The sequence below is a fragment of the Janibacter endophyticus genome (genome assembly GCF_016888335.1).
In the GTDB taxonomy this organism is placed as follows: domain Bacteria; phylum Actinomycetota; class Actinomycetes; order Actinomycetales; family Dermatophilaceae; genus Marihabitans; species Marihabitans endophyticum.
Window position 1 is genome coordinate 798762 of the sequence record NZ_JAFEJG010000004.1, and the last position, 26469, is coordinate 825230.

The window sequence follows — 26469 nt, forward strand, 5'->3', positions numbered from 1 at the left end:
TACCCTGGTTCGGTGACCCTGCGCCTCCACGACACCGCGACCCGCGAGCTCCGCGACTTCGAGCCGCTGACCCCGGGACGGGTCGGCATGTACATCTGCGGGCTCACCACCCAGGGCGCTCCCCACATCGGGCACCTGCGCTTCGCTGTCGCCTTCGACGTCCTGCGCCGCTGGCTCGTCCGCGGGCACGGGTACGACGTCACCCTCGTGCGCAACGTCACCGACATCGACGACAAGATCCTGCGCAAGGCCGACGAGACCGGCGAGGCTTGGTGGGCGCTGTCCTACCGCAACGAGCGGCTCACGAGCGAGGCGCTCGACACCCTCGGCGTCCAGGCGGCGAGCTACGAGCCCCGCGCCACCGGCCACGTCCCCGAGATGATCACGCTCATCGAGATGCTCGTCGACGCGGGGCACGCCTACGTCGCCGCGGACGGCAGCGGGGACGTCTACTTCGACGTCCGCAGCTGGCCGAGCTACGGCGAGCTGAGCAACCAGGCCCTCGACGACATGGTCGCCGCCGACGACGCCGATCCCCGCGGCAAGCGCGACCCTCGCGACTTCGCGCTCTGGAAGGGCACGAAGGACGGCGAGCCGTCGACGGCCAGCTGGCCCACCCCCTTCGGCCCCGGCCGGCCGGGCTGGCACCTCGAGTGCTCCGCGATGGCCCGCAAGTACCTCGGCGACACCTTCGACATCCACGGCGGCGGGATCGACCTGCGCTTCCCCCACCACGAGAACGAGCAGGCCCAGTCTCGCGCCGCGGGACTCGGCTTCGCCCGGTACTGGCTGCACAACGGCTGGGTCACCGTCCGCGGCGAGAAGATGGGCAAGTCGCTCGGCAACGCGCTCGAGGTCGCCACGCTCACCCAGAGCTACGAGCCGCTGACGATCCGCTACTTCCTCACCGCGGCCCACTACCGCTCGATGATCGAGCATCACGAGGGCTCCCTCGAGGAGGCCGGCGCCGCGGTCGAGCGGATCGAAGGATTCCTCCGCCGCGCGCTGCCCGATGTGACGACCCTCGAGGCCGACCCCGCGACCGAGATCCCCGCCGAGTTCGCCGAGTCGATGGACGACGACCTCGGTGTCGCGGGTGCGCTCGCGGTCGTCCATGACCACGTGCGCCAGGGCAACATCGCCCTCGACGAGGGTGACCGTGACGAGGCGGCCGCCATCGCCCGCACCGTCGTCGCGATGACCGACGTCCTGGGGCTCAACCCGCTCTCTGCGCAGTGGTCCGGAGGGGGCAGCGGGTCCGAGGCCGAGCTGACCGACGCGCTCGACGCGCTCGTCCAGCTCCAGGTCGAGACCCGTCAGCAGGCCCGTGCCGCACGCGACTTCGAGACGGCAGACAAGATCCGGGACGCGCTCGCGGCCGCCGGCATCACGGTCGAGGACACCGCCGGAGGCGCGCGGTGGACCTTGTCCAAGAAGGAGAGCTGACATGCCAGGCAACAGCCAGCGTCGCGGGGCGGTCCGCCGCTCCGGGTCGAAGAAGGGTGCCCAGGTCGGCTCCGGCGGCCAGCGCCGCCGCGGCCTCGAGGGCAAGGGGCCGACCCCCAAGGCGTCCGAGCGGCCGAACCACAAGGCGTACAAGACGGACAAGGCCGCGGACAAGCGGGGCGGGGGCCGCCCGCCCCAGCGTCGCCGCAGCGGCGGCAGCAGCGAGATCGTCGCCGGCCGCAACCCGGTCATCGAGGCGCTGCGGGCCCACGTCCCCGTCTCGACGATGTACGTCGCCGGGCGGATCGAGAGCGACGACCGGGTGCGTGAGGCGCTGACGATCGCCGCCGACCGCGGGCTGCCCGTGCTCGAGACCCCGCGCTCCGAGCTCGACCGGATCACCGACGGTGCCGTGCACCAGGGCCTGGCGATCCAGGTGCCGCCGTACGAGTACGCGCACCCGAGCGACCTCGTCGACTCCGACCTGCCCGGAGCCCCGCTTGTCGTCGCGCTCGACGGCATCACCGACCCGCGCAACCTTGGCGCGATCGTCCGCTCCGTCGCGGCCTTCGGCGGGCACGGCGTCGTCGTCCCGAGCCGTCGCTCCGTCGGCATGACCGCCAGCGCGTGGAAGACCTCCGCCGGCGCCGCCGCCCGCATCCCGGTCGCCCAGGCGAGCAACCTCACCCGGGCGCTCGAGGACTACCGCAAGGCGGGCTTCTTCGTCGTCGGGCTCGACATGGACGGCGACGTCTCGCTGCCGGGTCTGAGCCTGGCCACCGAGCCGCTCGTCGTCGTCGTCGGCAGCGAGGGCAAGGGCCTCTCGCGGCTCGTCCGCGAGACCTGCGACCAGATCGTCTCGATCCCCATGACGAGCTCCGTCGAGTCGCTCAACGCGGGCCTGGCGACCGGTGTCACCCTCTACGAGATCGCCCGCCGCCGCGCCGAGAGCGCCTGACCCAGGGCGAAGCGGGAGCCCTTACGGCTCCCGGGGCACGACGGGGAGCATCTGGGTGTCGGTGCCGAGGACGGAGCGCTCGTCCGGCTTGCCGGGCAGGACCTCGCGGACGTAGTCGGCCACCGCCTCGGTGATCGGCACGTCGTGGCCGACCCGCTCGGCGAGGTACCAGCGGTGCTCAAGGATCTCGTGGAAGAGCTCGGCGGGCTCGAGCTTGCCGCGCATCTCCTGCGGCACGGCCCGGGTGGCGGGCTCGTAGACCCGGGTGAGCCAGTCGTGGGCGGCGATCTCCTCGTCCTCTCCCTGGCGGTCGGTCGCCGCGCGGTAGCTGTCGAGGTCGTTGAGCAGGCGGCGTGCCTGGTTCTCCTCGACGTCGAGGCCGGTGAGCCGCAGGAGCCGCCGGCTGTGGTGCCCGGCGTCGACGACCTTCGGCTGGATCTGGAGACGGGTGCCGTCGAGGTCGGTGTTGATCGAGAGCTCGTCGACGTCGAAGCCGAGGGCGTTGAGCCGTCGGATGCGCTGGTCGACCCGCCAGCGCTCGCCGCGGTCGAACCACTCGTCCTCGGTGAGCTCGGACCAGAGCGCGTGGTAGCGGGTGACGATCTCCTCCGAGACCGCGACCGGGTCGAAGCCGTCGGGCAGCACCCCGGATGCCTCGAGGTCCATGAACTCGCCGGCGATGTTGACCCGGGCGATGTCGATGTCGTGCGCCCGCTGCCCGTCGCTCAGCGAGTTGTGCAGCTCACCGGTCTCGGCGTCGACGAGGTAGGCGGCGAAGGCGCCGGCGTCGCGGCGGAAGAGCGTGTTGGACAGCGAGACGTCGCCCCACCAGAAGCCCACGAGGTGCAGCCGGACGAGGAGCACAGCGAGGGCGTCGAGCAGCCGGCTCGCGGTGTCGTCGCGGAGGTGCTGGCTGAAGACCGCGCGGTAGGGCAGCGAGAACTGCAGGTGGCGGGTGAGCAGGCACGCGTCGAGGGGCTCGCCGTGATCGTCGACCCGGCCGCTGACGACCCCGAGCGGCTCGACGCAGGGCTGGTCGAGCCGGCCGAGCTGGCGCAGCATCTGGTACTCGCGCCGGGCGATCTCGGCCTTGATCTCCTTGACGGCGATGACGCCGCCGGAGAGCTTGACGAAGCGCACGACGTGCCGGGAGATCCCGCGGGGGAGGGCCGCAAGACGATCTTGCGGCCACTCCTCCAGCGGGACGCTCCACGGCAGGTCGAGCAGCGCCGGATCGGGCCGGACCGCGGAGATCTCCAGCGGCATGATGGGACCTCAGTCGCCGATGCGGCGACCGGTGTCGGCGTTGAAGACGTGGAGGTGGCCCTCCTCCGGCTTGATGTAGACCGTCTCGCCCTTCCTCGGGGGGCGGCGGCCGTCGACGCGGGCGATGAACGGCTTGGCCGTCTCATCCTCGGTGGTGCCGACCTGCTCGGCGCCCTCGGCGGTGCCGTAGATGTAGGCGTCAGCACCGAGCTCCTCGACGACGTCGACGGTGATCGGCAGGCCGTCGCCCTCGGTCGTCAGCTCGACGTCCTCGGGGCGGACGCCCACGATGATGTGCGAGCCGGCCTCGGAGAGCACGTCACGGGCCACGGGGACAACTGTCTGACCGAACTTCGCCCCGCCGTCGACGACGGGCGTGGAGACGAGGTTCATCGCCGGCGAGCCGATGAAGCCGGCGACGAAGACGTTGTCCGGGTGGTCGTACATCCGGCGCGGGCTGTCGCACTGCTGGAGGATGCCGTCCTTGAGAAGCGCGACCCGGTCGCCCATCGTCATGGCCTCGACCTGGTCGTGGGTGACGTAGACGGTCGTGACCCCGAGGCGACGCTGCAGCGAGGCGATCTGGGTGCGGGTCTGCACGCGGAGCTTGGCGTCGAGGTTCGACAGCGGCTCGTCCATGAGGAAGACCTGGGGCGAGCGGACGATGGCACGACCCATGGCGACGCGCTGCCGCTGACCGCCGGAGAGCGCCTTCGGCTTGCGCTCGAGGTACTCGGTGAGGTCGAGGATCTTGGCCGCCTCCTCGACGCGCTTGCGGATCTCGCTCTTGTCGACGCCGGCGATCTTCAGGGCGAAGCCCATGTTGTCGGCGACGGACATGTGCGGGTAGAGCGCGTAGTTCTGGAAGACCATGGCCACGTCGCGATCCTTGGGCGAGAGGTCGGTGACGTCGCGGTCACCGATCCAGATCTTGCCCTCGTTGACCTCCTCGAGGCCGGCCAGCATGCGCAGGCTGGTGGACTTGCCGCAGCCGGAGGGGCCGACGAGGACGAGGAACTCGCCGTCCTCGATGTCGATGTTCAGCTGGTCCACGCTCGGGGAGTCGTTCCCGGGGTAGATCCGCGTCGCGTTGTCGAACTTCACAGTTGCCATGGGCGTCGTTGCCTTTCCTTCACCGGCAGGAACGTGCCGGACGATCCGTCGTAAAGGGACGATGGAGCACGCTGATCCTAGCGTGCAAGAACCGGCGACGAGCTGCTCTTTTCTTGCACGGCGTGACAGCGCCCCCCTATCGTGCTGCGGTGGAGCACGCCCGGGGTACCGCGAATCGTCGCTCCCGTCTGGCCGACATCGCGACCCAGGCGGGGGTCAGCGAGGCGACGGTCTCCCGTGTGCTCAACGAGCGGCCCGGGGTCGCCGAGTCGACCCGGCAGGCGGTCCTCACCGCTGTCGACGTCCTCGGCTACGACCGGCCGACACGGCTGCGGACCACCGCCGTCTCGCTCGTCGGGCTCGTCATCCCGGAGCTGACCAACCCGATCTTCCCGGCCTTCGCCCAGGAGATCGAGGTCTCCCTGGCGCACCGCGGGTTCACCCCCGTCCTCTGCACCCAGAGCGAAGGGGGCATCCACGAGGACGAGTACGTCGAGATGCTCCTCGACCGCGGGGTCGCCGGGATCATCTACGTCTCGGGTCAGCACGCCGACGCCGGCACCTCGCCCGACCGGTACCACCGGCTGCGCGAGCGCGGGCTGCCCATCGTCCTCGTCAACGGCTTCATGGAAGGCGTCGACGCACCCTTCGTCTCGGACGACGACGTCGCTGCCATGGACCTGGCCGTCACCCACCTCGCCCAGCTCGGTCACGAGCGGATCGGTCTGGCCCTGGGTCAGGAGCGATTCGTGCCGGCGCGACGCAAGGTCGCCGGCTTCCGGCAGTCGATGGACCGGCTCGGGCTCGCCGTGCCCGACGATCACGTCGTCCACACCTTCTTCAGCGTCGAGGGGGGCGCCGTCGCGGCGAGCGACCTCATCGACCGCGGGGTGACCGCGATCGTCTGCGGGTCGGACCTCATGGCCCTCGGGGCGATCCGGCAGGCCCGCACCCTGGGCCTCGCGGTCCCGGACGATGTCTCGGTCGTGGGATATGACGACAGCCCCCTCGTCGCCTTCACGGACCCGCCCCTGACGACGATCCGGCAGAGCGTCCAGGCCATGTGCCAGGCGGCGGCTCGTGCCCTGACCGACGAGATCGCCGGTGAGGCGGCTGCCCGCGGTGAGTTCGTCTTCCGCCCCGAGCTCGTCGTGCGCGGGTCGACCGGAGCCGTCCGCGCCTGACCGCTCAGGCCCGGGCCGCGCGCCCGGCCCGGAGCAGGGCGAGCACCGCGGGGACGTCCTCGCAGCCGGGGATGCGGTGCCGGGCGGCCGTCTCTCCCTCGCCGACCTTGATCGTGACGTCCTGGGCGCGGGCGGCCTCGAAGACGTGCTCGTCGGTGACGTCGTCGCCGAGGTAGACGATGACGTCGCTGCCGAGCTCGCGGGCCAGGGCGAGGAGCGCGGTCCCCTTGTCGGCCTCGACGACGGTCAGCTCGAAGACCGACTTGCCGCGCAGCAGGCGGACGCCGTCGAGCGCGGCCGCCCGGGTCGCGACGTCCTCGACAGCGGTGCCGACGGCGTCGTCGAGGTCGCGGGTGTGCAGGACGACGGCGCTCGGCTTGTCCTCCCGTCGCACGTCGGAGCCGAGAGCGGCCAGCTCGGTCGTGACGAAGACGTCGAGGGCCGCGAGCTGCGCGGCGGCCGCGGCGTCGAGGCCGCCCGCACCCAGCCGGCTCGACTGCGCCCCGTGGCTCCCGAGCCGGGTCACCCCGTCGCCCGCCCCGGGCGTCAGACGGTCGAGGGTCTCGAGGTCGCGGCCGGAGACCAGCGCCGCGTCGGTGCTCGGCATCGCGCCTAGGGCCGCGAGGTCCTCGAGCGTGCCGTCCTGCGCGCGGGAGGTCAGGGGGTCGACGACGAAGGGGGCGAGGACCCCGTCGAAGTCGCTCGCGACGAGCAGGCGGGGGGCATCCGCCGCCTCCCTCAGCGCCCCGACGAGATCGGCGGGCAGTGCGGGATGCGTCACGACCGCTCCTTGCCCGTGCGTCGGGGCGGGCGGTCGGGGGCGGCCCGGAGGTTCTCGAGGAAGCGGTCGGCCCAGACCAGCACGTCGTGGTCGGAGACCCGCCGCCGCAGCGCCCGCATGAGCCGCTGCTTCTCCTTGGGCGAGGCCGACATCGCCCGGAGCATCGTCTGCTTGAGCCCCTCGATGTCGTGCGGGTTGCAGACGAAGGCCTGGTGCAGCTCGTGCCAGGCACCCGTGAACTCCGAGAGGACGAGCGCTCCGCCGAGGTCGTTGCGGCAGGTGACGTACTCCTTGGCCACGAGGTTCATGCCGTCGCGCAGCGGCGTGACGAGCATGACGTCCGCGGCCTGGAAGAGCGCCGCCATCTCCTCGCGCGGGTAGCTCTGGTGCAGGTAGTGGACCGCCTGCGCGCCGATCGTCGAGTAGCTGCCGTTGATGTGGCCCACCGTCGTCTCGACCTCGGTGCGCAGCCGCTTGTAGGCGTCGACGCGCTCTCGGCTCGGCGTCGCCACCTGGACGAAGGTGACGTCGGGCGTCGACAGCGTGCCCTCGGCGAGCAGCTCCTCGTAGGCCTTGAGCCGGTGCCGGATGCCCTTGGTGTAGTCGAGCCGGTCGACGCCGAGGAAGAGCGTCTCAGGGTTGCCGAGCGAGGCCCGGATCTCCTGGGCCCGGGCCTTGACGGCCGGGCTGCGCGCCAGCTCGTCGAGGGACCGGAAGTCGATGCTGATCGGCACCGCGCTGGCCCGAACCGTCCGCCCCGGCCGACCGTCGGCCGCTGGGAGGGTGACCGTGTCCCCCTTCGTCGTCGCGTCGAGGTGCCGACGGCACGACCGGATGAAGTTCTGCGCGTCCGCCGTGCGCTGGAAGCCGAGGTAGTCGGCTCCGAGCAACCCGGTGAGCAGCCGCGAGCGCCACGGCAGCTGGGCGAAGAGTTCGACCGGCGGGAAAGGGATGTGGTTGAACCAGCCGATGCGCACGTCGGGTCGGAGCTCGCGGACGAGCTGCGGGACGAGCTGAAGCTGGTAGTCGTGGACCCAGACGAGCGCCCCCTCGGCCGCGACCTCGGCGATCGCCTCGGCGAAGCGCTGGTTGACCCTCTCGTAGGCCACCCACCAGGGCCGGTGGAAGCGGGCCGGGACGATGACATCGTGGTAGATCGGCCAGAGGGTGTCGTTGCTGAAGCCCTCGTAGTACTGCTCGACCTCCTCCTGGGAGATCTCCACGGGGTGCAGCCACATCCCCCCTTCGTCGAAGGGGGTGGGCGCCTCGCCGGGGTCCCCGGCCCACCCGACCCAGGCCCCCTCCCGACCCCGCATGACGGAGTCCATCGCGGTCACGAGGCCACCGGGGGAACGTCGCCACCGCTCGGTGCCGTCGCTGTCCACGACCCGGTCGACCGGCAGCCGGTTGGCAGCGATGACGAGGTCGAAGGTCCTGCCCTTGGCCACGATGATCCCTTCGAAGGTCCTGGTCTCGGTGTCCTTTCACTCTAAGACCCCTACCGGCGTGCCCTGGTGAGGGATACCGTCTGATCATGAAGATCTCAGACGTTCTCAGGGACAAGGGCAAGGACGTCGTGACCATCGGTCCCGACGCGACGGTCGGCGAGCTGCTCGGCCTGCTGGCGGACCACGGCATCGGTGCGGTGGTCGTCTCGGGTGACGGCTCCGCGGTCGACGGGATCGTCAGCGAGCGTGACGTCGTGCGCCACCTGCACAGCGGCGGTGCGGGGATCGTCGACGGCCCGGTGAGCGCAATCATGACCTCGGAGGTCCGCACGTGCAGCGCCGGCGACCAGCTGAGCGACCTCGAGGCGGCGATGACCGAGCACCGGATCCGCCACCTGCCGGTCGTCGAGGACGGGCGGCTCACGGCCATCGTCTCGATCGGGGACGTCGTCAAGCACCGGATCCGTGATCTCTCGGCCGAGCGCGACCAGCTCGAGGCGTACATCCGCCAGTAGGTCAGGTCCGGCGGCGGACACGCCCAGCGGGCGTCCAGCCCGCGCTCCGGGAGTCCCCAGCGGCCTGCCCCTACCCTGGGACGCATGACCACCGAGCTCATCGGGGGAGACCCCCTGCCCGAGGAACCGGTGGCTCGCGACGCCTCGTCGGAGGAGGCGCCGGTGGTGCACGACTTCGACCGGATCGGGCCCTACCGGGTCGTCCAGCAGCTCGGCCAGGGGGGGATGGGCGTCGTCCATCTCGCCCTGGACCAGCGGGGCCGGGCGGTGGCGCTCAAGGTCCTGCGTCCGCACGTCGCGCACGACGCGGACGCCCGTGCGCGGCTGGGTCGCGAGGTCGCCACCCTCGCCCGGGTGCGCTCGCCCCGGGTGGCTCCCGTCTTCGACGCCGATCTCGACGGCGACCAGCCGTACATCGTCACGCGGTACGTGCCCGGGCCCTCGCTCGACAGCCACGTCAAGGAGCACGGCCCGCTGCCGGCCGACGAGCTGCTCCGTCTCGGGCGCGGGCTCGCCGAGGCGCTCCGCTCGATCCACGAGATCGGCGTCATCCACCGAGACCTCAAGCCCGGCAACGTCCTGCTCGTCGACGGCGACCCGGTCCTCATCGACTTCGGGATCGCCCACGACGCGGACTCCTCGCGCATGACGATGACCGGTCTCGTCATGGGGACCCCCGGGTACCTGTCGCCCGAGATCGTCGAGGGCGCCGAGGTCGACGCCGCCACCGACTGGTGGGGCTGGGCGGCCACCCTCGTCTTCGCGGCGAGCGGGCATCCCCCCTTCGGCCGGGGCGGCATGGAGGCCGTGCTCTCCCGGGTCATGCGCGGTGACGTCGACCTCACCGGGGTCGACGAGCGGCTCGCCCCCCTCCTCTACGCGGCGCTGACGCCCGACGCGGCGCGCCGGCCGCACGCGGACGAGGTGCTCCGGGCGCTCGAGCGCTACGCCGAGGGGCGACCCGTGACCGAGGCGCTGCCCGTGCGCTCACGAGCGATGCCGGCGGCCGCCGCGACGACCCACCTGCCGTCCCCGAACCCTCCCACCGCGGTCCTGCCGGCCGTCGCCCCCAGCTGGCCTGCGGACAGCCCCGGGCGGCACCAGCCCGCACCCCATGCCCCGCAGCCGGCTCCGCAGGCGTGGGTCGACCCCTTCGCCGGGTATCAGCACGAGCCGCGCCAGGAGGTCGTCCCCGCTCCTTCGGCGTGGCCGGGGTCGGTCCCGAGCGAGCGCGAGGGCGACCCGCGGATCGGGCGGCCCCGCCGCACCGACGTCCTGCTCGGCCTGCTCGCCGCCATCGTCGGCGGAGCGGCCATCGCACCGCTGCTCACGCTCGTCCTCGTGCTCATCGGCTGCGTCCTCGCCCGGACGGTCGACCAGTCGATGACGGCCACCGTCATGCGCCGGTACACGCACGGTCGCCGGCGCAGCGACGCAGCCGTCGCGACGGCCAAGTCGCCCCTGCACCTGATCGGCGCGGCCCTGACGACGCTCTTCGCCCTCGTCCTGCCGGTGCTCGTCGGGCTGAGCGCCGTCATCGTGGCCGGCCTCGTGGTCTCGCAGGCGAGCGCGGGCGAGTCGACCTTCGACCATCCGGCCGCGCTCGCCGTCGGCGGCCTCGTCACGACCCTCACCGCCTGGTGGGGGCCCGGCAGCCCGTCGCTGCGACGAGGCACCCGCAGCCTCGTCCGGGGGGTGACCGGCGTCGCCCCGATCCGGGTCGGCCTCACGGTCCTGCTCGCTGTCGCCGGCCTGCTGCTGCTCGGTGCGGCCCTCTCGGCCGGTGCGCCCGCGACGTGGTGGCCGCTCGTCGACTCACCCGTCCCCGACACCCCCTGGATCCCCAGCCGATGAGCGAGCGTCCCCGCCGTCGCCCGAGCGTGCGAGGCGAGGCCCCGACCGAGACCCTCCCCATGCTCGGGACGCTCCGCGGCACCCCGTACCGCGACCCTCGGGTCACCCGGGCGGTCGCCGAGGAGCACGCCGTCGCCGAGGTCATCGACGTGTGCCTGCGGGTCGGCGAGCTCATGCTTCGCTCCGGCGCGGGGGCGCCGTCGGTGGAGGCGGCGACCACCGCCGTCGCAGTGGCAGGCGGGCTCGAGGACATGGACGTCGACCTGACGATGCAGTCGCTGCACATCCAGGCGCGCACCCCGTCGGGATCGACCGTCTCGAGGCTGCGGGTCGTGCGGGCGCCGCAGATGGACTTCGCCCGGCTCGCGGCCGTCCACTCCCTCGTCGACGACCTCGTCTCCGGCGAGGTGAGCATCGACCAGGCGCGGGGCAGGCTCCAGGAGATCCGGCGGGCGCCGCGGATGTGGGCCAAGTGGATCGTCACCCTCGGCCAAGGGGGTGTCGCGGCCGGTGTCGCCATGGTCCTCGGGGCCGGCTGGGTCGGCGTGCTCGTCGCGCTCCTCACGGCGGTCGTCGTCGACCGGGTCCTGCGGGCGCTCGCCGCGATCAACCTCCCGGACTTCTACACCGGTGCGATCGGGGGAGCGGTCGCGACGACCGTCGCCTTCATCGCCTACGTCCTCGGCCGGATGGACTGGTTCCCGATGTCGCCGGCGGACTTTGCCTACGTCGTCGCCGGCGGCATCGTCATGCTCCTGCCCTCGCGCACGATCACCTCCGCGATGGAGGACATCATCGGGGGCTACCCCGTGACGGGGACGGCGCGGCTGGTGGCCGTGCTGCTCCACTCCTTCGGCCTCATCGTCGGGGTCGCGACGGCCCTGACCGCCTGCCTGGCGGCGGTGGACGCGGCGGGCATCATCCTCATGCCGCCGGACGTCGGGCGCCTGGCCTGGGCGACGTCGAGCCCGCAGATGGTCTTCATCGGGTCGGCCGTCGTCGGTCTCGCCGGCGCGGTCACCCTCCAGGCGGGGCGGCGCATGCTGCTGCCGGCCGCAGCGCTCGGGGTCGTGGCGGTCGCGCTCGCGAGCTATCTCACCCAGGTCGGCATGGGACGGGTCACCTCCACCGGCATCGCCGCGGTCGCGCTCGGCTTCGGCGCCCGCCTCGTCGCGCTGCGCATGGACTCCCCGCCCATCACGCTGGGCATCCCGGCGAGCTTCGGCCTCATGCCGGGTCTGTCGATCTTCATCGGTCTCTTCCACCTCACCGTCCCCGACGGTGCCGGGTGGCAGGGCTCGCCCACGCAGGGCTGGGCCAGCGTGCTGACCGCCCTCGGCGTCATCCTCGCGATCGCGACGGGGGTCACCCTCGGCGAGGTGCTCGCAGCCCCGCTCGACTCGCCGGTCAACCAGCGGCGACGGCTCAGCGGCTACCGCGAGCAGCGAGACGAGGCGCTGGGCGACCGGGCCGTCATCGAGCAGCCACGCTCCCGCGAGGGCTTGACCCCTGAGGTCACGGAGAGCTAACGCCGGTGCGCGCGCCGAGACCCCTGAGGTCGATCCCGCCCCGGCGCTCGCCGATCAGCACGGGCGAGGGCTGCTACGGCGGCCTGCAGCTCCACTCCCGGACGCGGACCGCTTCGGCGGCGGTCGCTACGCCTCGTACGCGCACAAGGCGACGAAGGCGCAGCAGATCGAGATGCCAGGAGGGTGCTCACGGTGCAGGGTCCCGGGGCCTGGCCCGTGTGCTCGCTGGGCCTGCCCGGCCCGGCGGGGCGCCCGACGAGAGGGGCTCGCACCACCGGTGCGGTCCCCTTCGTCATCCCCCAGGGCGAGGCGAGAGTGGCTGGAGTTACAGGTCTGTATTTATGTGCTGGGTGTTGTTTGTGTGACTGGAGAGGTCGTACGGTCGCCGACGGCACGCATGAGACGCCCCTGGTCTCGTGCGGCAGACCGAAAGGCCACTCACTCATGTTCGCCACCGAAGACTTCCCCGTCCGCAAGCCCTCCTCGCGCTCGCGCCGCGTCCGGGTTGCCGCTGCCGTCGTCGGCGCGGCCGCAGCTGCCGCCGGAGGGGTCGGCCTCGCGACGAGCGCCGGCGCCACGGACACCGTCTGGGACCGGGTCGCGACGTGCGAGTCCGGCCAGAACTGGTCGATCAACACCGGCAACGGCTACTACGGCGGCCTGCAGTTCCACCCCCAGACCTGGACCGGCTTCGGCGGTGGCCAGTACGCGGCCTACGCGCACCAGGCCACCCGGGGTCAGCAGATCGAGATCGCGCAGAAGGTCCTGCGCGTCCAGGGCCCCAGGGCGTGGCCGGTGTGCTCCGTTCGGGCCGGTCTCACCGTGGCCAACGGCCTCGCGGTCGACCCCTACGCCGGCGAGGACCGCGCGTCGCGGACCACCACGCGTCCGGCGACGACCTCGACCGGTGGCACGCTCGTCGTCGACGGGATCATCGGCCCGAAGACCAACGCCGGCATCGAGACCTGGGTCGGTGGGTCCGTCAACGGCTGGCTCGACCGCTCCGACAAGATGAAGATGCAGGGCAAGCTGGGCGTCGCCCAGGACGGCGCGATCGGCCCGATCACGACCAAGGCGCTCCAGCGCAAGGTCGGGGCGGGCGTCGACGGCCAGTGGGGTCCGCAGACCACCTCGCGGCTGCAGTCCTGGCTCAACAGCAACGTCCTGCGCTGACCGGCGTCTGCCCAGGTCAGAAGGCCACCTGCTGATCTGCCGCGCGAGCGACGAGGCTCGTAGCGTGAGAGCTCCACGACGAAGGAGCTGACACGCATGGCACGGTCGACGGTGGCCCGACGGGCAGCGCAGATGGTCCGCAAGGACAGCAAGGGCGGCTTCCCCAAGCAGCAGCAGAGCCCTCCCGGCAGCACCGAGGCGATGAAGCCGGTGCCCGACCACGGTGAGGAGACCTGGGTCGGCCACGATCGGCTCGCCGGCCTCAAGGCACTCATCACCGGCGGTGACTCCGGCATCGGCCGCGCCGTCGCGATCGCCTACGCCCGCGAGGGCGCCGATGTCGCGATCGGGTACCTGCCCGACGAGCAGGCCGACGCCGAGGCGACCGCCGCGCTCGTCGAGGAGGCGGGCCGGTCGGCGGTTCTCGTGCCCGGCGACCTCGTCGAGCGGGAGACCTGCGAGCAGGTCGTCAAGGATGCCGCGGAGGGCCTCGGTGGGCTGAACATCCTCGTGAACAACGCCGGGTACCACTGGGCGAAGGGCAAGGAAGGACTGGCCGGTCTCGACCCCGTCGAGGTCGATCGGGTGATCCGGACGAACCTCTACGCGACGATCTGGCTCAGCAAGGCGGCGCTGAGGCACCTGCGCAAGGGCGACTGCATCATCAACACGAGCTCGGTCCAGGCCTACGACCCCTCGACCCAGCTCATCGACTACGCCGCGACGAAGGCCGCGATCAACAACCTCACGGTCAGCCTCGCCGAGGACCTCGGTCCGCGGGGCATCCGGGTCAACGCCGTCGCGCCGGGCCCGATCTGGACCCCGCTCCAGCCGGCGACGCGGCCGAACAGCAAGATCGAGACCTTCGGCGCGGACACGCCGCTCGGTCGGGCCGGTCAGCCGGCCGAGCTCGCGGGCGCGTACGTCTTCCTCGCCTCGCCCGAGGAGGCGAGCTTCGTCTCCGGCACGATCGTCGGCGTCACCGGGGGCCGCGGGGTCTTCTAGCCGAGGCGGGCGTAGAGGTCGCGAAGCAGCGACATCTCGGCGCCGTGGTGGACCACCTCGCGGTGGACGTGGAGGACGAGGTCGATCATCGGCCGCTCGGCCCACGGGCCCTCGGCCTCGCCGACGGGCCGTGCGAGCGCCTCGACGTCGAGGCCGCCGACGCCGCGCACCCAGGCGCCGTGGGCGGCGTCGAGCTGGACGAGTGCCTCGTCGGCGCTCGCGGCCCATGGCCACGTCATGTAGTCGGCGGGTGGGCCGCCGAAGTGGCTGTGCGTCCGCGCCCCGAAGCAGCCGACGACGACGTGCCCGAGCCGCCACGCGATCGTCGTGACGGGGGCAGGGTCGGGCTCGGGGAAGGCGAACTCGATGACGATGTCACCCTCTCCGGCTTGCACGGGGGCGACGGACTCCCCCTTCGGCCGCAGGCTCCAGCAGCCGGGGACCGGCTCCCAGAGGTACTCCTCGTCGGTGAGGCCCTCCAGGCGCGGCCGGAGCTGGTTGTCCCAGTGCCACTCGAGCTGGTCGACGAGGCTCGCAACGATGTCCATGCGTCCAGCCTAGGGAGGCAGGCAGAGGCAGGCCCGTTGCGATGTCATCGCTCCGTGCGACCGACCGCCAGCACCTGACGCGAGCCGTCGACCTGTCGCCCGAGGCCCCGTGGCGCCGCTCGCCATCCGACGTGGTGCCCGGTGCGACCGTCGACGGGCCCGACGAGGAGCTCGCCGAGCGGGTCCGGGAGCTGCACCGTCGGCATCGGGGCTCGCCGACCAGCACATCCGCGGGAGCTTGCACGGCGCGGTGACTCGCGGGTACGACGACCGTTGCTCAGCCGGGGCTGACAGCCCGGCTGGGTCTCGGAGGATGTGTACGGCTCGGCTCAGCCAACGGTCGTCAGTACCGCGTGGGGTCACGCTGAGAGCTGGAGAAGGGACTCGAACCCTCAACCACCTGTTTACAAGACAGGTGCGCTACCAGTTGCGCCACTCCAGCACGGCGGTTCGCGCCGCCGCCCCGATGCTACGACAGGCGACCTGACGCCCCCTCGTCCAGGACGATCCGGCGACGGTCGCGCTGGAAGCCGTGGTCGATCCCCCAGAGGACCGCCTGGCTGCGGGAGGTGACTCCCATCGTCCGGTACGCGGCCCGGATGTAGGACTTCACCGAGTTGATGCTCAGGTAGGTCCGGCGGGCGATCTCCTGGTTCGTCAGACCCTCGGTGATCAGCGCGATGATCTCGGACTGCCGCGGGGTGAGTCCCTCTGCCTTGCCCGGCCACCCGCCGGCGTGGTCGCCCTCGCCCTCGGACGGCTGTGGCTCGAGGATCTGCGCGCCCGCGTGCACCTGCTCCAGTGCGCGGACGAGCTCGTCAGCTCGCAGTGACTTGGGCAGCACGGCGGCGACGCCACGGTCACGTGCCGCGGCGACGACCTCAGGGGTCGCCGACCACGTGTAGAGGACGGACCGTGTCACGTGGTGGTCGCTCACGACGTCGTCGAGGTGGTCCTCGACGGCCGCCGGGAGGGAGAAGGTGTCGTACAGCCCGATGTCCACCGGCTGCCCCGCCGAGAGCTTGCTGTCGAGCTCGACGACCTGGACACGGTCGGAGTGCGGCTCGAGCATCGCCGCGACCCCGCGGACGACGAGCTCGTAGTCGTTGAGGACGGCGACCCTGATGGGTGCCTGCCCGCCAGGGCTGGTCTGCATGTCTGCAAGGTACTCGCTGTCCACCCCGCAGAGGCCCTGCGCGTACACCCCAATGGAGGTGGCCGCTACGCCGTTGACCAGCGGTGATGCGTGCTTGAGTCATCAGGCGTGCGACCAACCGCACCCTGACCGGAAGGACCTCCTGTGGCCACCCCGAAGAAGAGCACGGCCAAGAGCTCGGCGACGAAGAAGGCCGGACCGAAGAAGAACCCGAAGGATGTCCGCGGTCAGGGCGACGAGCTGCACCAGATGGCCGGCGGCGACTCGCCTCCGATGACCACCGCCCAGGGCCAGCCCGTCCAGGACGACCAGAACTCCCTGCGCGCCGGGGACCGCGGCCCGACCCTGATGAACGACGCCCACTTCCGGGAGAAGCTCTTCCACTTCGACCACGAGCGCATCCCGGAGCGGGTGGTCCACGCCCGCGGCTACGGCGCCCACGGGGTCTTCGAGTCCAACGGCGACCACAGCGACATCACCCGCGCGTCGCTCTTCTCGGCGAAGGGGAAGCAGACCGAGGTCTTCGTCCGCTTCTCGACCGTGGCCGGCAACCTTGGCTCCTTCGACCTCGCCCGGGACGTCCGTGGCTTCGCGACGAAGTTCTACACCGACGAGGGCAACTGGGACCTCGTCGGCAACAACATTCCTGTCTTCTTCATCCAGGACGCGATCAAGTTCCCCGACCTCGTGCACGCCGTCAAGGAGGAGCAGGACCGCGGCTTCCCGCAGGCGCAGAGCGCGCACGACACCTTCTGGGACTTCGTCGGGCTCATGCCCGAGTCCACCCACATGACGCTCTGGCAGATGTCCGACCGCGCCATCCCCCGCTCCTTCCGGATGATGGAGGGCTTCGGCGTCCACACCTTCAGGTTCCTCACCGGCGACGGCACGAGCCGTTTCGTCAAGCTCCACTGGAAGCCGGTCCTCGGCATGCAGTCCGTCGTGTGGAACGAGGCGGTGAAGATCAATGGCGCCGACCCGGACTTCCACCGCCGCGACCTCTACGACGCGATCGAGGTGGGCGACTTCCCGCAGTGGGAGCTGGGCGTCCAGGTCTTCGACGACGCCTTCGCCGACGAGTTCGACTTCGACGTGCTCGACCCGACGAAGATCATCCCGGAGGAGATCCTCCCCGTCCGCGTCCTCGGCACGATGACGCTCAACCGCACGGTCGACAACGTCTTCAGCGAGACCGAGCAGGTCGCCTTCATGACCCAGAACGTGCCGCCGGGCATCGACTTCAGCAACGACCCGCTGCTCCAGGGCCGCAACTTCTCCTACCTCGACACCCAGCTCAAGCGGCTGGGGAGCACCAACTTCACCCAGCTCGAGGTCAACGCCCCCCGCTGCCCGGTCGCGCACTTCCAGCGCGACGGGCACATGCAGACGGCGCACCAGAGCGGCCGCGCCAACTACGAGCCCAACTCCTTCACCGGGACCGACCGCGGTCCCCGCGAGGTCGGCGACGCCGGCCACGTCCCCTTCGCCCAGCCCATCCAGGGCGACACGCGTCGGATCCGCGCCGAGTCCTTCGCCGACCACTACAGCCAGGCCCGCCAGTTCTACGTCAGCCAGACCCCGGTCGAGCAGGACCACATCGTCGCCGCGTACGTCTTCGAGCTCGGCAAGTGCGAGATCCCGGAGATCCGCACCCGGGTGATGGCCAACCTGCGCAACGTCGACGAGACGCTCGCGCAGCGGATCGCCGACGGGCTCGGCATGGACCTGCCGGCGGCGAGCCCGGCCGCCGTCGCCGCGCGCACCGACCTCGAGCCGACCCCGGCCACGAGCATCCTAGCCAACGCCAAGGACACCTTCGAGGGTCGCAAGCTCGGGATCCTCGTGGGTGAGGATGCCGACGGAGCGGTCGTCGACGGGTTGCGCAGCGCCGTCACCAAGGCGGGCGGGCAGGTCGACGTCGTCGCGATCGCGGTCGGCGGCGAGCAGCTCAAGGGCGGCAAGAAGGTCGTGGCCGACCACGCGGTCGCCGGTGGTCCCTCCGTGCTCTTCGACGCCGTCGCCATCGTCACCGGCGACGCCGGCGCGAAGAAGCTCGCCGACGAGCCGGCGGCGCGCGACTTCCTCACGGACGCCTTCACCCACTTCAAGGTCATCGGGCTGACAACCGAGGCAGCACCGCTCGTCAGCGCGGCCGGCCTCGACGGCAAGCTCGACGACGCCTGCCTCACCCTCGGCGCGGCCAAGACCCGCGCCGAGTTCGTCACCCGGTGCGCGGGACCGCGTGCCTGGGACCGCGACATCACCGCCTGATCGAAGGAGAGCATCATGCGAGCACTCACCTGGCAGGGCCCCCGCGACGTCCGCGTGGAGGACGTCCCCGACCCGCGGATCGAGCAACCGACGGACGCGATCATCCGGGTCACGTCGACGGCGATCTGCGGGTCGGACCTGCACCTCTACGAGCCCCTCGGCCCCTTCCTGACGAAGGGGGACGTCCTCGGCCACGAGACGATGGGCGTCGTCGAGGAGGTCGGCAGCGAGGTCACCCACATCGCCGTCGGCGACCGGGTCGTCGTCCCCTTCAACATCTCGTGCGGGCACTGCTGGATGTGCGAGCGGGGGCTGACCGCGCAGTGCGAGACGACGCAGGTCACCGAGCATGGCAAGGGTGCCTCGCTCTTCGGCTACACCGAGCTGTACGGCTCGGTGCCCGGCGGTCAGGCGGAGTACCTGCGCGTGCCGCAGGCGCACTTCGGGCCGGTCAAGGTGCCCGAGGGCGTCGCGGACGAGCGCTTCCTCTACCTCTCCGACATCCTCCCGACGGCCTGGCAGGGCGTCGCCTGGACGGAGGTCGACGAGGGCGACACCCTGGCCGTCTTCGGCCTCGGCCCGGTCGGCCAGCTCGCCACCCGGATCGCCCGGCACCGGGGCCTGCGGGTCATCGGTGTCGACAACGTCCCGGAGCGGCTCGCCGCCGCGCGAGCCTTCGACATCGAGGTGCTGAGCACCGATGAGGTCGATGACATCCCCGCCGCGATCAAGGACCTCACCCACGGCCGCGGCGCCGACGGCACGCTCGACGCCGTCGGGATGGAGGCGCACGGCAGCCCGGTCCTCGGGGCCGCGGTCAAGGCCGCCGGTCTCCTCCCGGACGCGCTCGCCAAGCCGCTCATGGAGCGCGCGGGCATCGACCGGCTGGCCGCCCTGCACGGCGCGATCAGCGCGGTTCGCCGTGGCGGCACCGTCTCCGTCAGCGGGGTCTACGGCGGCATGGCCGACCCGATGCCGATGATGGAGATGTTCGACAAGGGCATCGCGCTGCGCATGGGGCAGTGCCACGTCCGGCGCTGGGTCGACGACATCCTCCCGGTCGTCGCCGACGACGCCGACGTGCTCGGTCTCGAGTCGCTCGCGACCCACCGACTCCCGCTCGAGGAGGCCCCGCACGGTTACGAGATCTTCCAGAAGAAGCAGGACGGCTGCATCAAGGTCGTGCTCCAGCCGTGAGCGCTGAGGTTGCCGCTACCACGCCGGGGGTGGCCGTCGTCGCGGGCGCCTCGCGCGGGCTCGGCCTGCTCATCAGCACCGAGCTGGCCCGCCGCGGCTTCCGGGTCCACGGGTGCGGCCACTCCGCGGCGACGCTCGACCGGGCCGCGACGCTCGTCGCCCATCGCTCGGGCCGAGGCGAAGGGGGACCCGGCGGGGCCCCCTTCGTCCCCTCGGTGTGTGACGTCCGGGACGCGGATGCGGTCCAGGCATGGGTCGAGCGGGTCCTCGAGGACGAAGGGAGGATCGACGTCGCCATCCACGTCGCCGGGATCATCCAGGTCGGCCCCGTCGGCTCGACGACGCTCGGACACTTCCGGGACGCGGTCGAGACGATGCTCATGGGCCCGGTGCACCTCGCTCTGTCGGTGCTGCCGACGATGCGCTCGGCGGGGAGAGGCCGGATCGGCATCGTCAGCTCGGTGGGTGGGGTCGTCAGCGTGCCCCACCTCCTGCCGTACTCGGTGGCGAAGTTCGGTGCCGTCGGCCTGTCGGAGGGTCTGCACGCCGAGCTCGCCGGCTCGGGCGTCACGGCCACGACGATCGTCCCGGGGCTCATGCGCACGGGCGGGCATGTCGGTGCGCAGTTCGTCGGTCATGCCGAGCACGACTACGCGTGGTTCGCGCCCGGTGCGTCGATGCCGGTGCTCTCCGTCGGCGCAGAGCGGGCCGCCCGTCGGATCGTCGACGGGGTGCTCGCCGGCCGGTCGCAGGTCGAGCTCACCCCGCTCACGATGGTCGGCCGCCGCGTCCACGGTCTGGCGCCGGCGCTGACGGTACGCGCCATGGGCCTCGCCTCACGGATCCTGCCCGAGGGTCCCGAGCGTGGTCCGTCGATGTCGCCGCAGCGCCCCCGGGTGAGCGGCGCGACCGCTCGGGCCCGCCTGGGGTCGCGCGTCGTCAACGCGCTGAGCGTCCTGGGGGACCGGGCGGCTCGTCGCAACAACGAAAGGGTGTGAGGTGCAGGTCGACAACGCGCTGGTCGAGCGGGTCCGCGTGCTGGGCGCGCACGCCCAGCACGACGGCGTGATCAACGGGGTCCTTGACCTTGCCCGGGAGCTGGGGCCGGTCGGGGCCTCGGTCGGGAGCGACCCGGTGGCCTACCTGCGGACCCTGCTCTCCCTCGGCGCCGGCGATCTCACCGTCGCGCGGGTCGTCGAGCCGCACCTCGACGCGACGGCGATCCTCGCTCAGGCCGCGGACGGCGACCACGAGGCCGTTGTCCCCGGGCCCGGCGACGGCGTCTGGGGGGTGTACGCGGCCCACGGAGCAGGTCATCACCTGCTGGCCTCGCGAGAGGGGGAGGGCTGGGTCCTCACCGGGCGCAAGCCGTGGTGCTCCCTCGCCGGCGAGCTGAGCCATGCCGTCATCACCGCGCACACGGGACCCGAGACGACCCGAGCCTTCGCGGTGCGTCTCGACGACCCGGGGGTGCGCCACCCCGAGCAGGCCTGGGTCTCGCGCGGGCTGACGCGGGTCCGCTCGACCACGCTCGAGCTCGACGGCGTCCCGGCGACGCCGCTCGGGGACGACGGCTGGTATCTCCGGCGCCCCGGCTTCGCCTGGGGCGGCATCGGCGTGGCCGCGGTCTGGCTCGGCGCCGCCCACGCGCTCCTCAGCACCCTCACCGAGGCGAGCCTGCGCCGCCCGCCCGACCAGATCGCCTCGGCGCACCTCGGTCGCGCCGACGCTCTCCTCCACGCCGCCGACGCGACCCTCGTCGCGGCCGCGGTGTCGATCGAGGCGGGGGAGGGCGTCGGCGAGGCCGGAGCGCTGCTCGCCGCGCGGGTCCGCGCGACGTGCGCTGACGCCGCCGAGCAGCTCCTGACGATCGTCGGGCACGCGCTCGGCCCCGGTCCGCTCACCGGCGACGACGAGCACGCGAGACGTGTCGCCGACCTCACCGTCTACGTCCGCCAGCACCATGCCGAGCGAGACCTCGCGCGACTCGGCGCCCTCGTGCTCGCCAGGCAGGAGCGATGAGTACCCCGCCCTCCTTCCGCCACAGCGAGCCCGGCACGAGCGAGGCCGCCTGGCTCCTCGACACCCGGTGGGAGGCGGTGCCCGCGCTCGCGCCGGAGGCGGTCCTCGAGGGGTGCGACAGCCTCCTCGTGCTCGCGGCGCACCCCGACGACGAGAGCCTCGGCGCCGCAGGGCTCATCGCCGCCGCTGGTCGCGCCGGCCTGCCGGCCGTGGTGATCGTCGCGAGCTCCGGTGAGCAGTCGCACCCCCGGGCCACTGCGTGGTCCGTCCACGACCTCGGCCGGGCACGTCGTGCCGAGGCGCGCCGTGCCGTGGAGGGGCTCGCTGCGGACAACCGGCTCGTCCAGCTCGCCGTCCCCGACGGCCGGGTGAGCGAGCACGAGGGCGAGATCGCCGCCGCCGCATCCCCCTTCGTCGGACCGCGGACGCTTGTCCTCGCCCCCTGGAGCCGCGACGGGCACCCCGACCACGATGCCGTCGGCCGCGTGGCCGCCCGGCTCGGTGCGCGGGTCTGGGAGTACCCCGTGTGGGCGTGGCAGTGGGCCGACGGCGACGTCCTGCCGTGGGAGCGGCTGCGGCAGGTCCCGCTCGACGTCGAGCTGGTCACGGCCAAGAGGACCGCGATCGAGGCCCATGGCACGCAGACGACCCCCCTCGGGCCGGGGGAGGGGGACGCGCCGGTCCTCGGGCCGCACGTGCGCGCTCGCTTCGAGCGGCTCGTCGAGACCTACGTCGTGCCGGCCGACGAGCCCGTCCCGTCACCGTCCCGATCAGAGCGCGCTGAGACCTTCGACGAGCTGCTCGGCGACGGAGACCCGTGGGACCTCGACGGCTGGTACGAGCGACGCAAGCGCGCGCTCTCCCTGGCCGGGCTGGGGCGCGAGCGGTACGACCGCGTGCTCGACCTGGGCTGCGCGACGGGCCGGCTCACCGCCGACCTCGCTGCGCGCGCCGGCCACGTCACGGCGGTCGACGTCAGCCAGGCCGCCCTCGACCGGGCTCGCGCGCACGTCCCCGACCCGCACGTCGAGTGGCTCCGCGGCGAGCTGCCCGGCGTCCTCGACGAGGTGAGCGGATCCCCCTTCGACCTCGTCGTCATCTCCGAGGTGGGCTACTTCCTCCGTGGCGACGAGTGGCTGGCCACGGTCCGCGGCGCCCGGCGGCGGCTCGCCGACGGAGGCGAGATCGTCCTGTGCCACTGGCGGCACCCGACGACCGGCATCCCGCTCGACGGGCCGCTCGCCCACCGTCAGGCCCACGCGATGCTTGACCTGCCGCTGAGGGTGCGGCACGAGGAGCCGGACCTCCTGCTCAGCGTCCACGGTGGGCGCCCGCTCACGACCCGGGGCGCGCGATGATCACGCGGGTCGCCGTGGTCGTCCCGGCGCGCGACGAGGAGGAGATGCTCCCGGGATGCCTGAGCAGCATCGAGGCTGCGGCCGCCGTCCTGCGCCGGGCTCGCCGTGAGACCGCCGTCGACGTCCGGGTCGTCCTCGACGGATGCACCGACGGCTCGGCCGCCGTCGTCGCGCTCCACGGCGCACGGGCGACGTCCTGCGATCTCGGCCGGGTCGGTGCCGCCCGGCACCTCGGGGTCATGACCGCGCTCGGCCACGGTGCCGCCGGCCAGACCTGGGTCGCCTGCACCGATGCCGACTCGGTCGTCCCGGTGCACTGGCTCACCGAGCAGCTCGACCTCGCGGACGACGGCGCAGACGTCGTCGTGGGCACCGTCGAGCCGCTCGGCATCATCGACCCGGCCGTGCTCGCCGGGTGGGCGGCTCGCCACGAGCTCGTCGAGGGCCACACCCACGTCCACGGCGCCAACCTCGGACTGCGAGCCACGACCTACCTGGCGCTCGGAGGCTTCGCCCCGCTCGCCCTGCACGAGGACGTCGACCTCGTCCGGCGGGCCCGGCTCAACCCCTCGGTCCGCGTCATCGCGACCGACCGCCTGCGCGTGCGGACCTCCGCGCGCACCGACTCGAGGTGCACCGGCGGCTTCGCCGGCTACCTCGCCGACCTCGCGAAGGAGGTGGGCTGATGCGCATCGCCGTCATCGCCACGACCCGCAACCCCCTGGCGGAGCCCTACCCCGGCGGCCAGGAGGCGCAGACCGCGGCGGTCCTGCGCGGCCTGCGCCGGGCCGGCCACACCGTGCGCCTCTACGCCCGCGAGGGCACCGACCTCGCGCTGTGCGACGAGCTGGCGGCCTACCCTGTCCCGCCGGTGCTCAGCCGGATCTCCGAGCTCGACCTGCACCTGCCCGAGCCGGACTTCCTGCGCGACGAGACGGCCATGGCGTGGGCGATGGCCGATCTCGCCCGACGGCCCGTCGACCTCGTCCACAACCAGAGCCTCCATCACCTGCCGCTCGCGATGAGCGCTGCCCTCCCGAGCCCGGTGGTGACGACGCTGCACTGCCCGCCCTTCCCCTGGATGGAGGTCGGCGTCGCGCTCGCCGCCCCTTCCGTGCGTTACGTCTGCGTCAGCGCGGCCTCGGCCGCCCAGTGGTCGATGCTGCAGAGCCGACCGCGCGTCGTGCACAACGGCATCGACCCCGCGGCCTTCCCTCTCGGTGATGGCGGCGATGCCCTCGTCTGGGTCGGCCGGATCACCCCGGAGAAGGGCACCGACCTCGCGATCCGCGCCGCTCGTGCGGCCGGTCTGCCCCTGCGGCTCGTCGGACCGACGAGCGACCGGCGGTACTTCGCGTCGCACGTCGAGCCGCTGCTCGGTGACGGCGTCGAGCACCTCGGCCACCTGACGAATGAGGCGACCGCCGAGGTCGTCGGGTCGAGCCTGGCCAGCCTCGCGACCCCCCGCTGGGAGGAGCCCTTCGGGCTCGTCGCCGCGGAGGCGATGATGTGCGGCACGCCCGTCGTCGCGCTCAGCCGCGGCGGCCTGCCCGAGGTCGTGAGCCGCAGCTCCGGCGTCCTCGTCCCCGACCTCGGCCGGGCCGAGGCGGCCCTCGCGGACGCCCTCGCCGAGGCGGTACCGCAGGCGGCTGCCCTGGACCGGAGGGCCGTGCGGGCCGACGCCGAGGCGCGGCTCGGAGAGGACCGCATGGTCGCCGAGTACCTCGAGGTCTTCGCCGACGCCGTCGAGGGCCAGGCCAGCCTCAGCTCGATCCGCGTCGGATGAGCCTGCGCATCGGGTGGTACGTGCACCATCACGGGGCCGGCCACCTCACCCGGGCGCGGGTCGTGGGTCGGGCGCTTGCCGCGCGGGGGCACGAGGTGACGCTCCTGGGCTCGCGGCTGAGGGACGTCCCGGCAGCTCTCGGGCGACTGGACCTCCCGATGGACGACGAAGGGGTGGACCCTCGCCGTGACGAGGTGACGGCGGGAGGTCGTCTGCACTGGGCACCGTTGCGGCACAGCGGGTTCCGTGGTCGAGGAGCGTCGCTCGCGGCGTGGGTGGCCGACCAGGGGCCTGACCTCCTCGTCGTCGACGTCTCGGTCGAGATGGCGATGCTCGGGCGGCTCCTCGGCGTGCCCGTCGTCGTGGTCGCCCAGCCGGGGGAGCGCACGGACGAGCCGCACCGGGCGGTCTACGACATCGCCTCGGCTGTCCTCGCGCCGTGGCCCGCGGGGTGGTCCCAGCTCGTCGCGCCGCACCTCGCGGACGCGCGGGCCGAGGTCGTCGAGGTCGGGGGCATCAGCCGACTGGCCGCTCCCGCGGGCGTGCCTGCCACGGAGCGGCAGGGCATGGTGCTCGCCGGGGGAGAGGGCTTCGACGACCCCGACCTCGCCGACCGCATCACCGCGTCGGTCCCCGGCCTGCGCTGGCAGGTCCTCGACGGCCGGACGTGGGTCGACGACCTCGCTCCGGTCCTCGCAGCGGCGGAGGTCGTCGTCGCCCACTGCGGCCAGAACGCCGTCGCCGACATCGCCGCGATTGGACGTCCCACGCTCCTGCTGCCGCAGGAGCGCCCCTTCGCCGACCAGGACCGGCTCGCGACAGCCCTGGCTGCGCGAGGCCTGGCGCGCATCGTCGTCCGCGACCGGCAGCGCGACCCGCTCACCCACTGGGCGGCCGAGGTCGAGGCGTCGCGCGTGCTGCCGTCCCGCTGGGAGCAGTGGCGCACCGAGGGCGCCGTCGACCGCGCGGCCGAGCTCGTCGAGCGGGTGGGTCGTGGTTGAGCTGGTCGAGCCCGAGATCGCCGCCGTCACCGTCGTCCACGGGCGTCACGACCACCTGCTGCGCCAGCGCCGGATGCTGCGTGAGGTCGCAGCCGGGACCCCGCACGTCGTCGTGACGATGGACGACGACGACATCGCGCCTCTCCTGCAGGACGACCCCGACGTCACCGTGGTCTCCGCGCTCCCCGACCCACGGGGCCTCCCGCTCGCCGCCGCCCGCAACCGGGGCGTCGAGACGGCTCTCGCGCAGGGTGCCGACCTCGTCGTCCTGCTCGACGTCGACTGCCTCCCCGGCCCGGACCTCCTCCCGCGCTACGCCGAGGCATCCCACGACGCCCCCGAGGACCTTCTCTGCGGGCCGGTCACCTACCTCGGGGAGGGCGTCCTGCCCGACTCGGCCGCAGACCTCCTCGCCCTCACCGACCCGCACGCGGCCCGCCCTTCGCCCTCCGCCGGCGAGCTCGTCCGCGACGGTGACCACGACCTCTTCTGGTCGCTCTCCTTTGCCGTCACCCCGGCGACCTGGCGTCGCCTCGGCGGGTTCTGCGAGGACTACGTCGGCTACGGCGGCGAGGACACCGACCTGGCCTGGACCGCGCGCGAGTGCGGCGTCGGTCTCACCTGGGTCGGCGGTGCGCATGCCTACCACCAGTGGCACCCCGTCTCACGGCCGCCGGTCGAGCACGTCGCCGACATCGTCCGCAACGCCCGGATCGCTCACCGCCGGTGGGGGCGCTGGCCGATGCGGGGCTGGCTCGACGCCTTCGCCGAGGCGGGGCTCGTGCGGTGGGACGCGGACGGGCCGACGTTGTCGACGGCAGGACGGGCCACCCCTACGATCGGCGGGTGATCACTCAG

General features: G+C 72.6%; 24 protein-coding genes and 1 tRNA gene. 17 read left to right on the forward strand and 8 right to left on the reverse strand.

The window, feature by feature from the left end; translation table 11 throughout:
* Positions 1-12 precede the first annotated feature (12 nt).
* Both cysS and rlmB read left to right on the forward strand, forming a co-directional pair.
* On the forward strand, positions 13-1446 hold the full coding sequence (gene cysS, locus JNO54_RS03885; RefSeq protein WP_204142712.1) for a cysteine--tRNA ligase: 1434 nt from the start codon (positions 13-15) through the stop codon (positions 1444-1446).
* A 1-nt stretch (position 1447) separates the two neighbouring features.
* Complete coding sequence (rlmB, locus tag JNO54_RS03890; RefSeq protein ID WP_204142713.1) at positions 1448-2404, forward strand: 23S rRNA (guanosine(2251)-2'-O)-methyltransferase RlmB; 957 nt, start codon at positions 1448-1450, stop codon at positions 2402-2404.
* A 21-nt stretch (positions 2405-2425) separates the two neighbouring features.
* Here the strand turns inward: rlmB and JNO54_RS03895 are convergent, their stop codons facing one another.
* Both JNO54_RS03895 and JNO54_RS03900 read right to left on the reverse strand, forming a co-directional pair.
* A complete protein-coding gene (locus tag JNO54_RS03895) occupies positions 2426-3670 on the reverse strand; it encodes a DUF4032 domain-containing protein (protein ID WP_204142714.1) in 1245 nt (414 codons plus the stop codon).
* A gap of 9 nt (positions 3671-3679) precedes the next feature.
* A complete protein-coding gene (locus tag JNO54_RS03900; RefSeq protein ID WP_204142715.1) occupies positions 3680-4783 on the reverse strand; it encodes an ABC transporter ATP-binding protein in 1104 nt (367 codons plus the stop codon).
* Between the two features lie 149 nt (positions 4784-4932).
* On the opposite strand from JNO54_RS03900, the gene JNO54_RS03905 reads away from it, so the two are divergent.
* A complete protein-coding gene (locus JNO54_RS03905; RefSeq protein WP_204142716.1) occupies positions 4933-5967 on the forward strand; it encodes a LacI family DNA-binding transcriptional regulator in 1035 nt (344 codons plus the stop codon).
* A gap of 4 nt (positions 5968-5971) precedes the next feature.
* Here JNO54_RS03905 and otsB read toward each other — a convergent pair whose 3' ends face one another.
* Positions 5972-6748 carry a trehalose-phosphatase gene (otsB, locus tag JNO54_RS03910; RefSeq protein WP_307818050.1) on the reverse strand — a complete coding sequence of 259 codons (777 nt, stop codon included), beginning with the start codon at positions 6746-6748 and terminating at the stop codon, positions 5972-5974.
* A complete protein-coding gene (locus JNO54_RS03915; RefSeq protein WP_307818051.1) occupies positions 6745-8196 on the reverse strand; it encodes an alpha,alpha-trehalose-phosphate synthase (UDP-forming) in 1452 nt (483 codons plus the stop codon). The genes otsB and JNO54_RS03915 overlap by 4 nt, the downstream gene beginning before the upstream one ends.
* A gap of 86 nt (positions 8197-8282) precedes the next feature.
* Here JNO54_RS03915 and JNO54_RS03920 point away from each other — a divergent pair, with 86 nt between their 5' ends.
* The 5 genes from JNO54_RS03920 (at position 8283) to JNO54_RS03940 (ending at position 14272) form a co-directional block, all read left to right on the forward strand.
* Complete coding sequence (locus JNO54_RS03920) at positions 8283-8711, forward strand: CBS domain-containing protein (RefSeq protein WP_204142717.1); 429 nt, start codon at positions 8283-8285, stop codon at positions 8709-8711.
* Positions 8712-8795: 84 nt separating this feature from the next.
* Positions 8796-10565 (forward strand): serine/threonine-protein kinase, encoded by a 1770-nt coding sequence (locus JNO54_RS03925; RefSeq protein ID WP_204142718.1) that lies wholly within the window; start codon positions 8796-8798, stop codon positions 10563-10565.
* Positions 10562-12094 carry a threonine/serine exporter family protein gene (locus JNO54_RS03930; protein ID WP_204142719.1) on the forward strand — a complete coding sequence of 511 codons (1533 nt, stop codon included), beginning with the start codon at positions 10562-10564 and terminating at the stop codon, positions 12092-12094. The genes JNO54_RS03925 and JNO54_RS03930 overlap by 4 nt, the downstream gene beginning before the upstream one ends.
* Before the next feature lie 444 nt (positions 12095-12538).
* Positions 12539-13267, forward strand: coding sequence for a transglycosylase family protein (locus JNO54_RS14900; RefSeq protein WP_204142720.1), 729 nt, complete (start codon positions 12539-12541; stop codon positions 13265-13267).
* Positions 13268-13363: 96 nt separating this feature from the next.
* Positions 13364-14272 (forward strand): SDR family oxidoreductase, encoded by a 909-nt coding sequence (locus JNO54_RS03940; RefSeq protein WP_204142721.1) that lies wholly within the window; start codon positions 13364-13366, stop codon positions 14270-14272.
* On the opposite strand, the gene JNO54_RS03945 is transcribed toward JNO54_RS03940, so the two are convergent.
* From JNO54_RS03945 to JNO54_RS03960, 4 genes are all read right to left on the reverse strand, one after another.
* Positions 14269-14820, reverse strand: a complete 552-nt coding sequence (locus JNO54_RS03945) for a DinB family protein (RefSeq protein WP_204142722.1) — start codon at positions 14818-14820, stop codon at positions 14269-14271. The two genes, JNO54_RS03940 and JNO54_RS03945, sit on opposite strands and share 4 nt — an antisense overlap.
* Positions 14821-14864: 44 nt before the next feature.
* Positions 14865-15026, reverse strand: coding sequence for a hypothetical protein (locus JNO54_RS03950; RefSeq protein ID WP_204142723.1), 162 nt, complete (start codon positions 15024-15026; stop codon positions 14865-14867).
* A gap of 163 nt (positions 15027-15189) precedes the next feature.
* Positions 15190-15262: transfer RNA gene (locus JNO54_RS03955), tRNA-Thr, on the reverse strand.
* A gap of 27 nt (positions 15263-15289) precedes the next feature.
* Positions 15290-15976 carry a response regulator transcription factor gene (locus JNO54_RS03960; RefSeq protein ID WP_233703174.1) on the reverse strand — a complete coding sequence of 229 codons (687 nt, stop codon included), beginning with the start codon at positions 15974-15976 and terminating at the stop codon, positions 15290-15292.
* Positions 15977-16120: 144 nt separating this feature from the next.
* Here JNO54_RS03960 and JNO54_RS03965 point away from each other — a divergent pair, with 144 nt between their 5' ends.
* From JNO54_RS03965 to JNO54_RS04005, 9 genes are read left to right on the forward strand one after another with little or no spacing between them, the layout of a single operon-like run.
* Positions 16121-18247 carry a catalase gene (locus JNO54_RS03965; protein WP_372430706.1) on the forward strand — a complete coding sequence of 709 codons (2127 nt, stop codon included), beginning with the start codon at positions 16121-16123 and terminating at the stop codon, positions 18245-18247.
* A gap of 15 nt (positions 18248-18262) precedes the next feature.
* Complete coding sequence (locus JNO54_RS03970) at positions 18263-19444, forward strand: zinc-dependent alcohol dehydrogenase (protein ID WP_204142724.1); 1182 nt, start codon at positions 18263-18265, stop codon at positions 19442-19444.
* A complete protein-coding gene (locus JNO54_RS03975) occupies positions 19441-20442 on the forward strand; it encodes an SDR family NAD(P)-dependent oxidoreductase (protein ID WP_204142725.1) in 1002 nt (333 codons plus the stop codon). Before JNO54_RS03970 ends, JNO54_RS03975 begins: the two co-directional genes overlap by 4 nt.
* Position 20443: 1 nt before the next feature.
* On the forward strand, positions 20444-21466 hold the full coding sequence (locus JNO54_RS03980) for an acyl-CoA dehydrogenase family protein (RefSeq protein ID WP_204142726.1): 1023 nt from the start codon (positions 20444-20446) through the stop codon (positions 21464-21466).
* On the forward strand, positions 21463-22824 hold the full coding sequence (locus JNO54_RS03985; RefSeq protein WP_204142727.1) for a bifunctional PIG-L family deacetylase/class I SAM-dependent methyltransferase: 1362 nt from the start codon (positions 21463-21465) through the stop codon (positions 22822-22824). Before JNO54_RS03980 ends, JNO54_RS03985 begins: the two co-directional genes overlap by 4 nt.
* On the forward strand, positions 22821-23510 hold the full coding sequence (locus tag JNO54_RS03990) for a glycosyltransferase family 2 protein (protein WP_233703175.1): 690 nt from the start codon (positions 22821-22823) through the stop codon (positions 23508-23510). Before JNO54_RS03985 ends, JNO54_RS03990 begins: the two co-directional genes overlap by 4 nt.
* Complete coding sequence (locus JNO54_RS03995) at positions 23510-24610, forward strand: glycosyltransferase (RefSeq protein WP_204142728.1); 1101 nt, start codon at positions 23510-23512, stop codon at positions 24608-24610. The genes JNO54_RS03990 and JNO54_RS03995 overlap by 1 nt, the downstream gene beginning before the upstream one ends.
* Positions 24607-25611, forward strand: coding sequence for a glycosyltransferase (locus JNO54_RS04000; RefSeq protein ID WP_204142729.1), 1005 nt, complete (start codon positions 24607-24609; stop codon positions 25609-25611). Before JNO54_RS03995 ends, JNO54_RS04000 begins: the two co-directional genes overlap by 4 nt.
* On the forward strand, positions 25604-26461 hold the full coding sequence (locus JNO54_RS04005) for a glycosyltransferase family 2 protein (RefSeq protein ID WP_307818052.1): 858 nt from the start codon (positions 25604-25606) through the stop codon (positions 26459-26461). Before JNO54_RS04000 ends, JNO54_RS04005 begins: the two co-directional genes overlap by 8 nt.
* Positions 26462-26469: the final 8 nt, after the last annotated feature.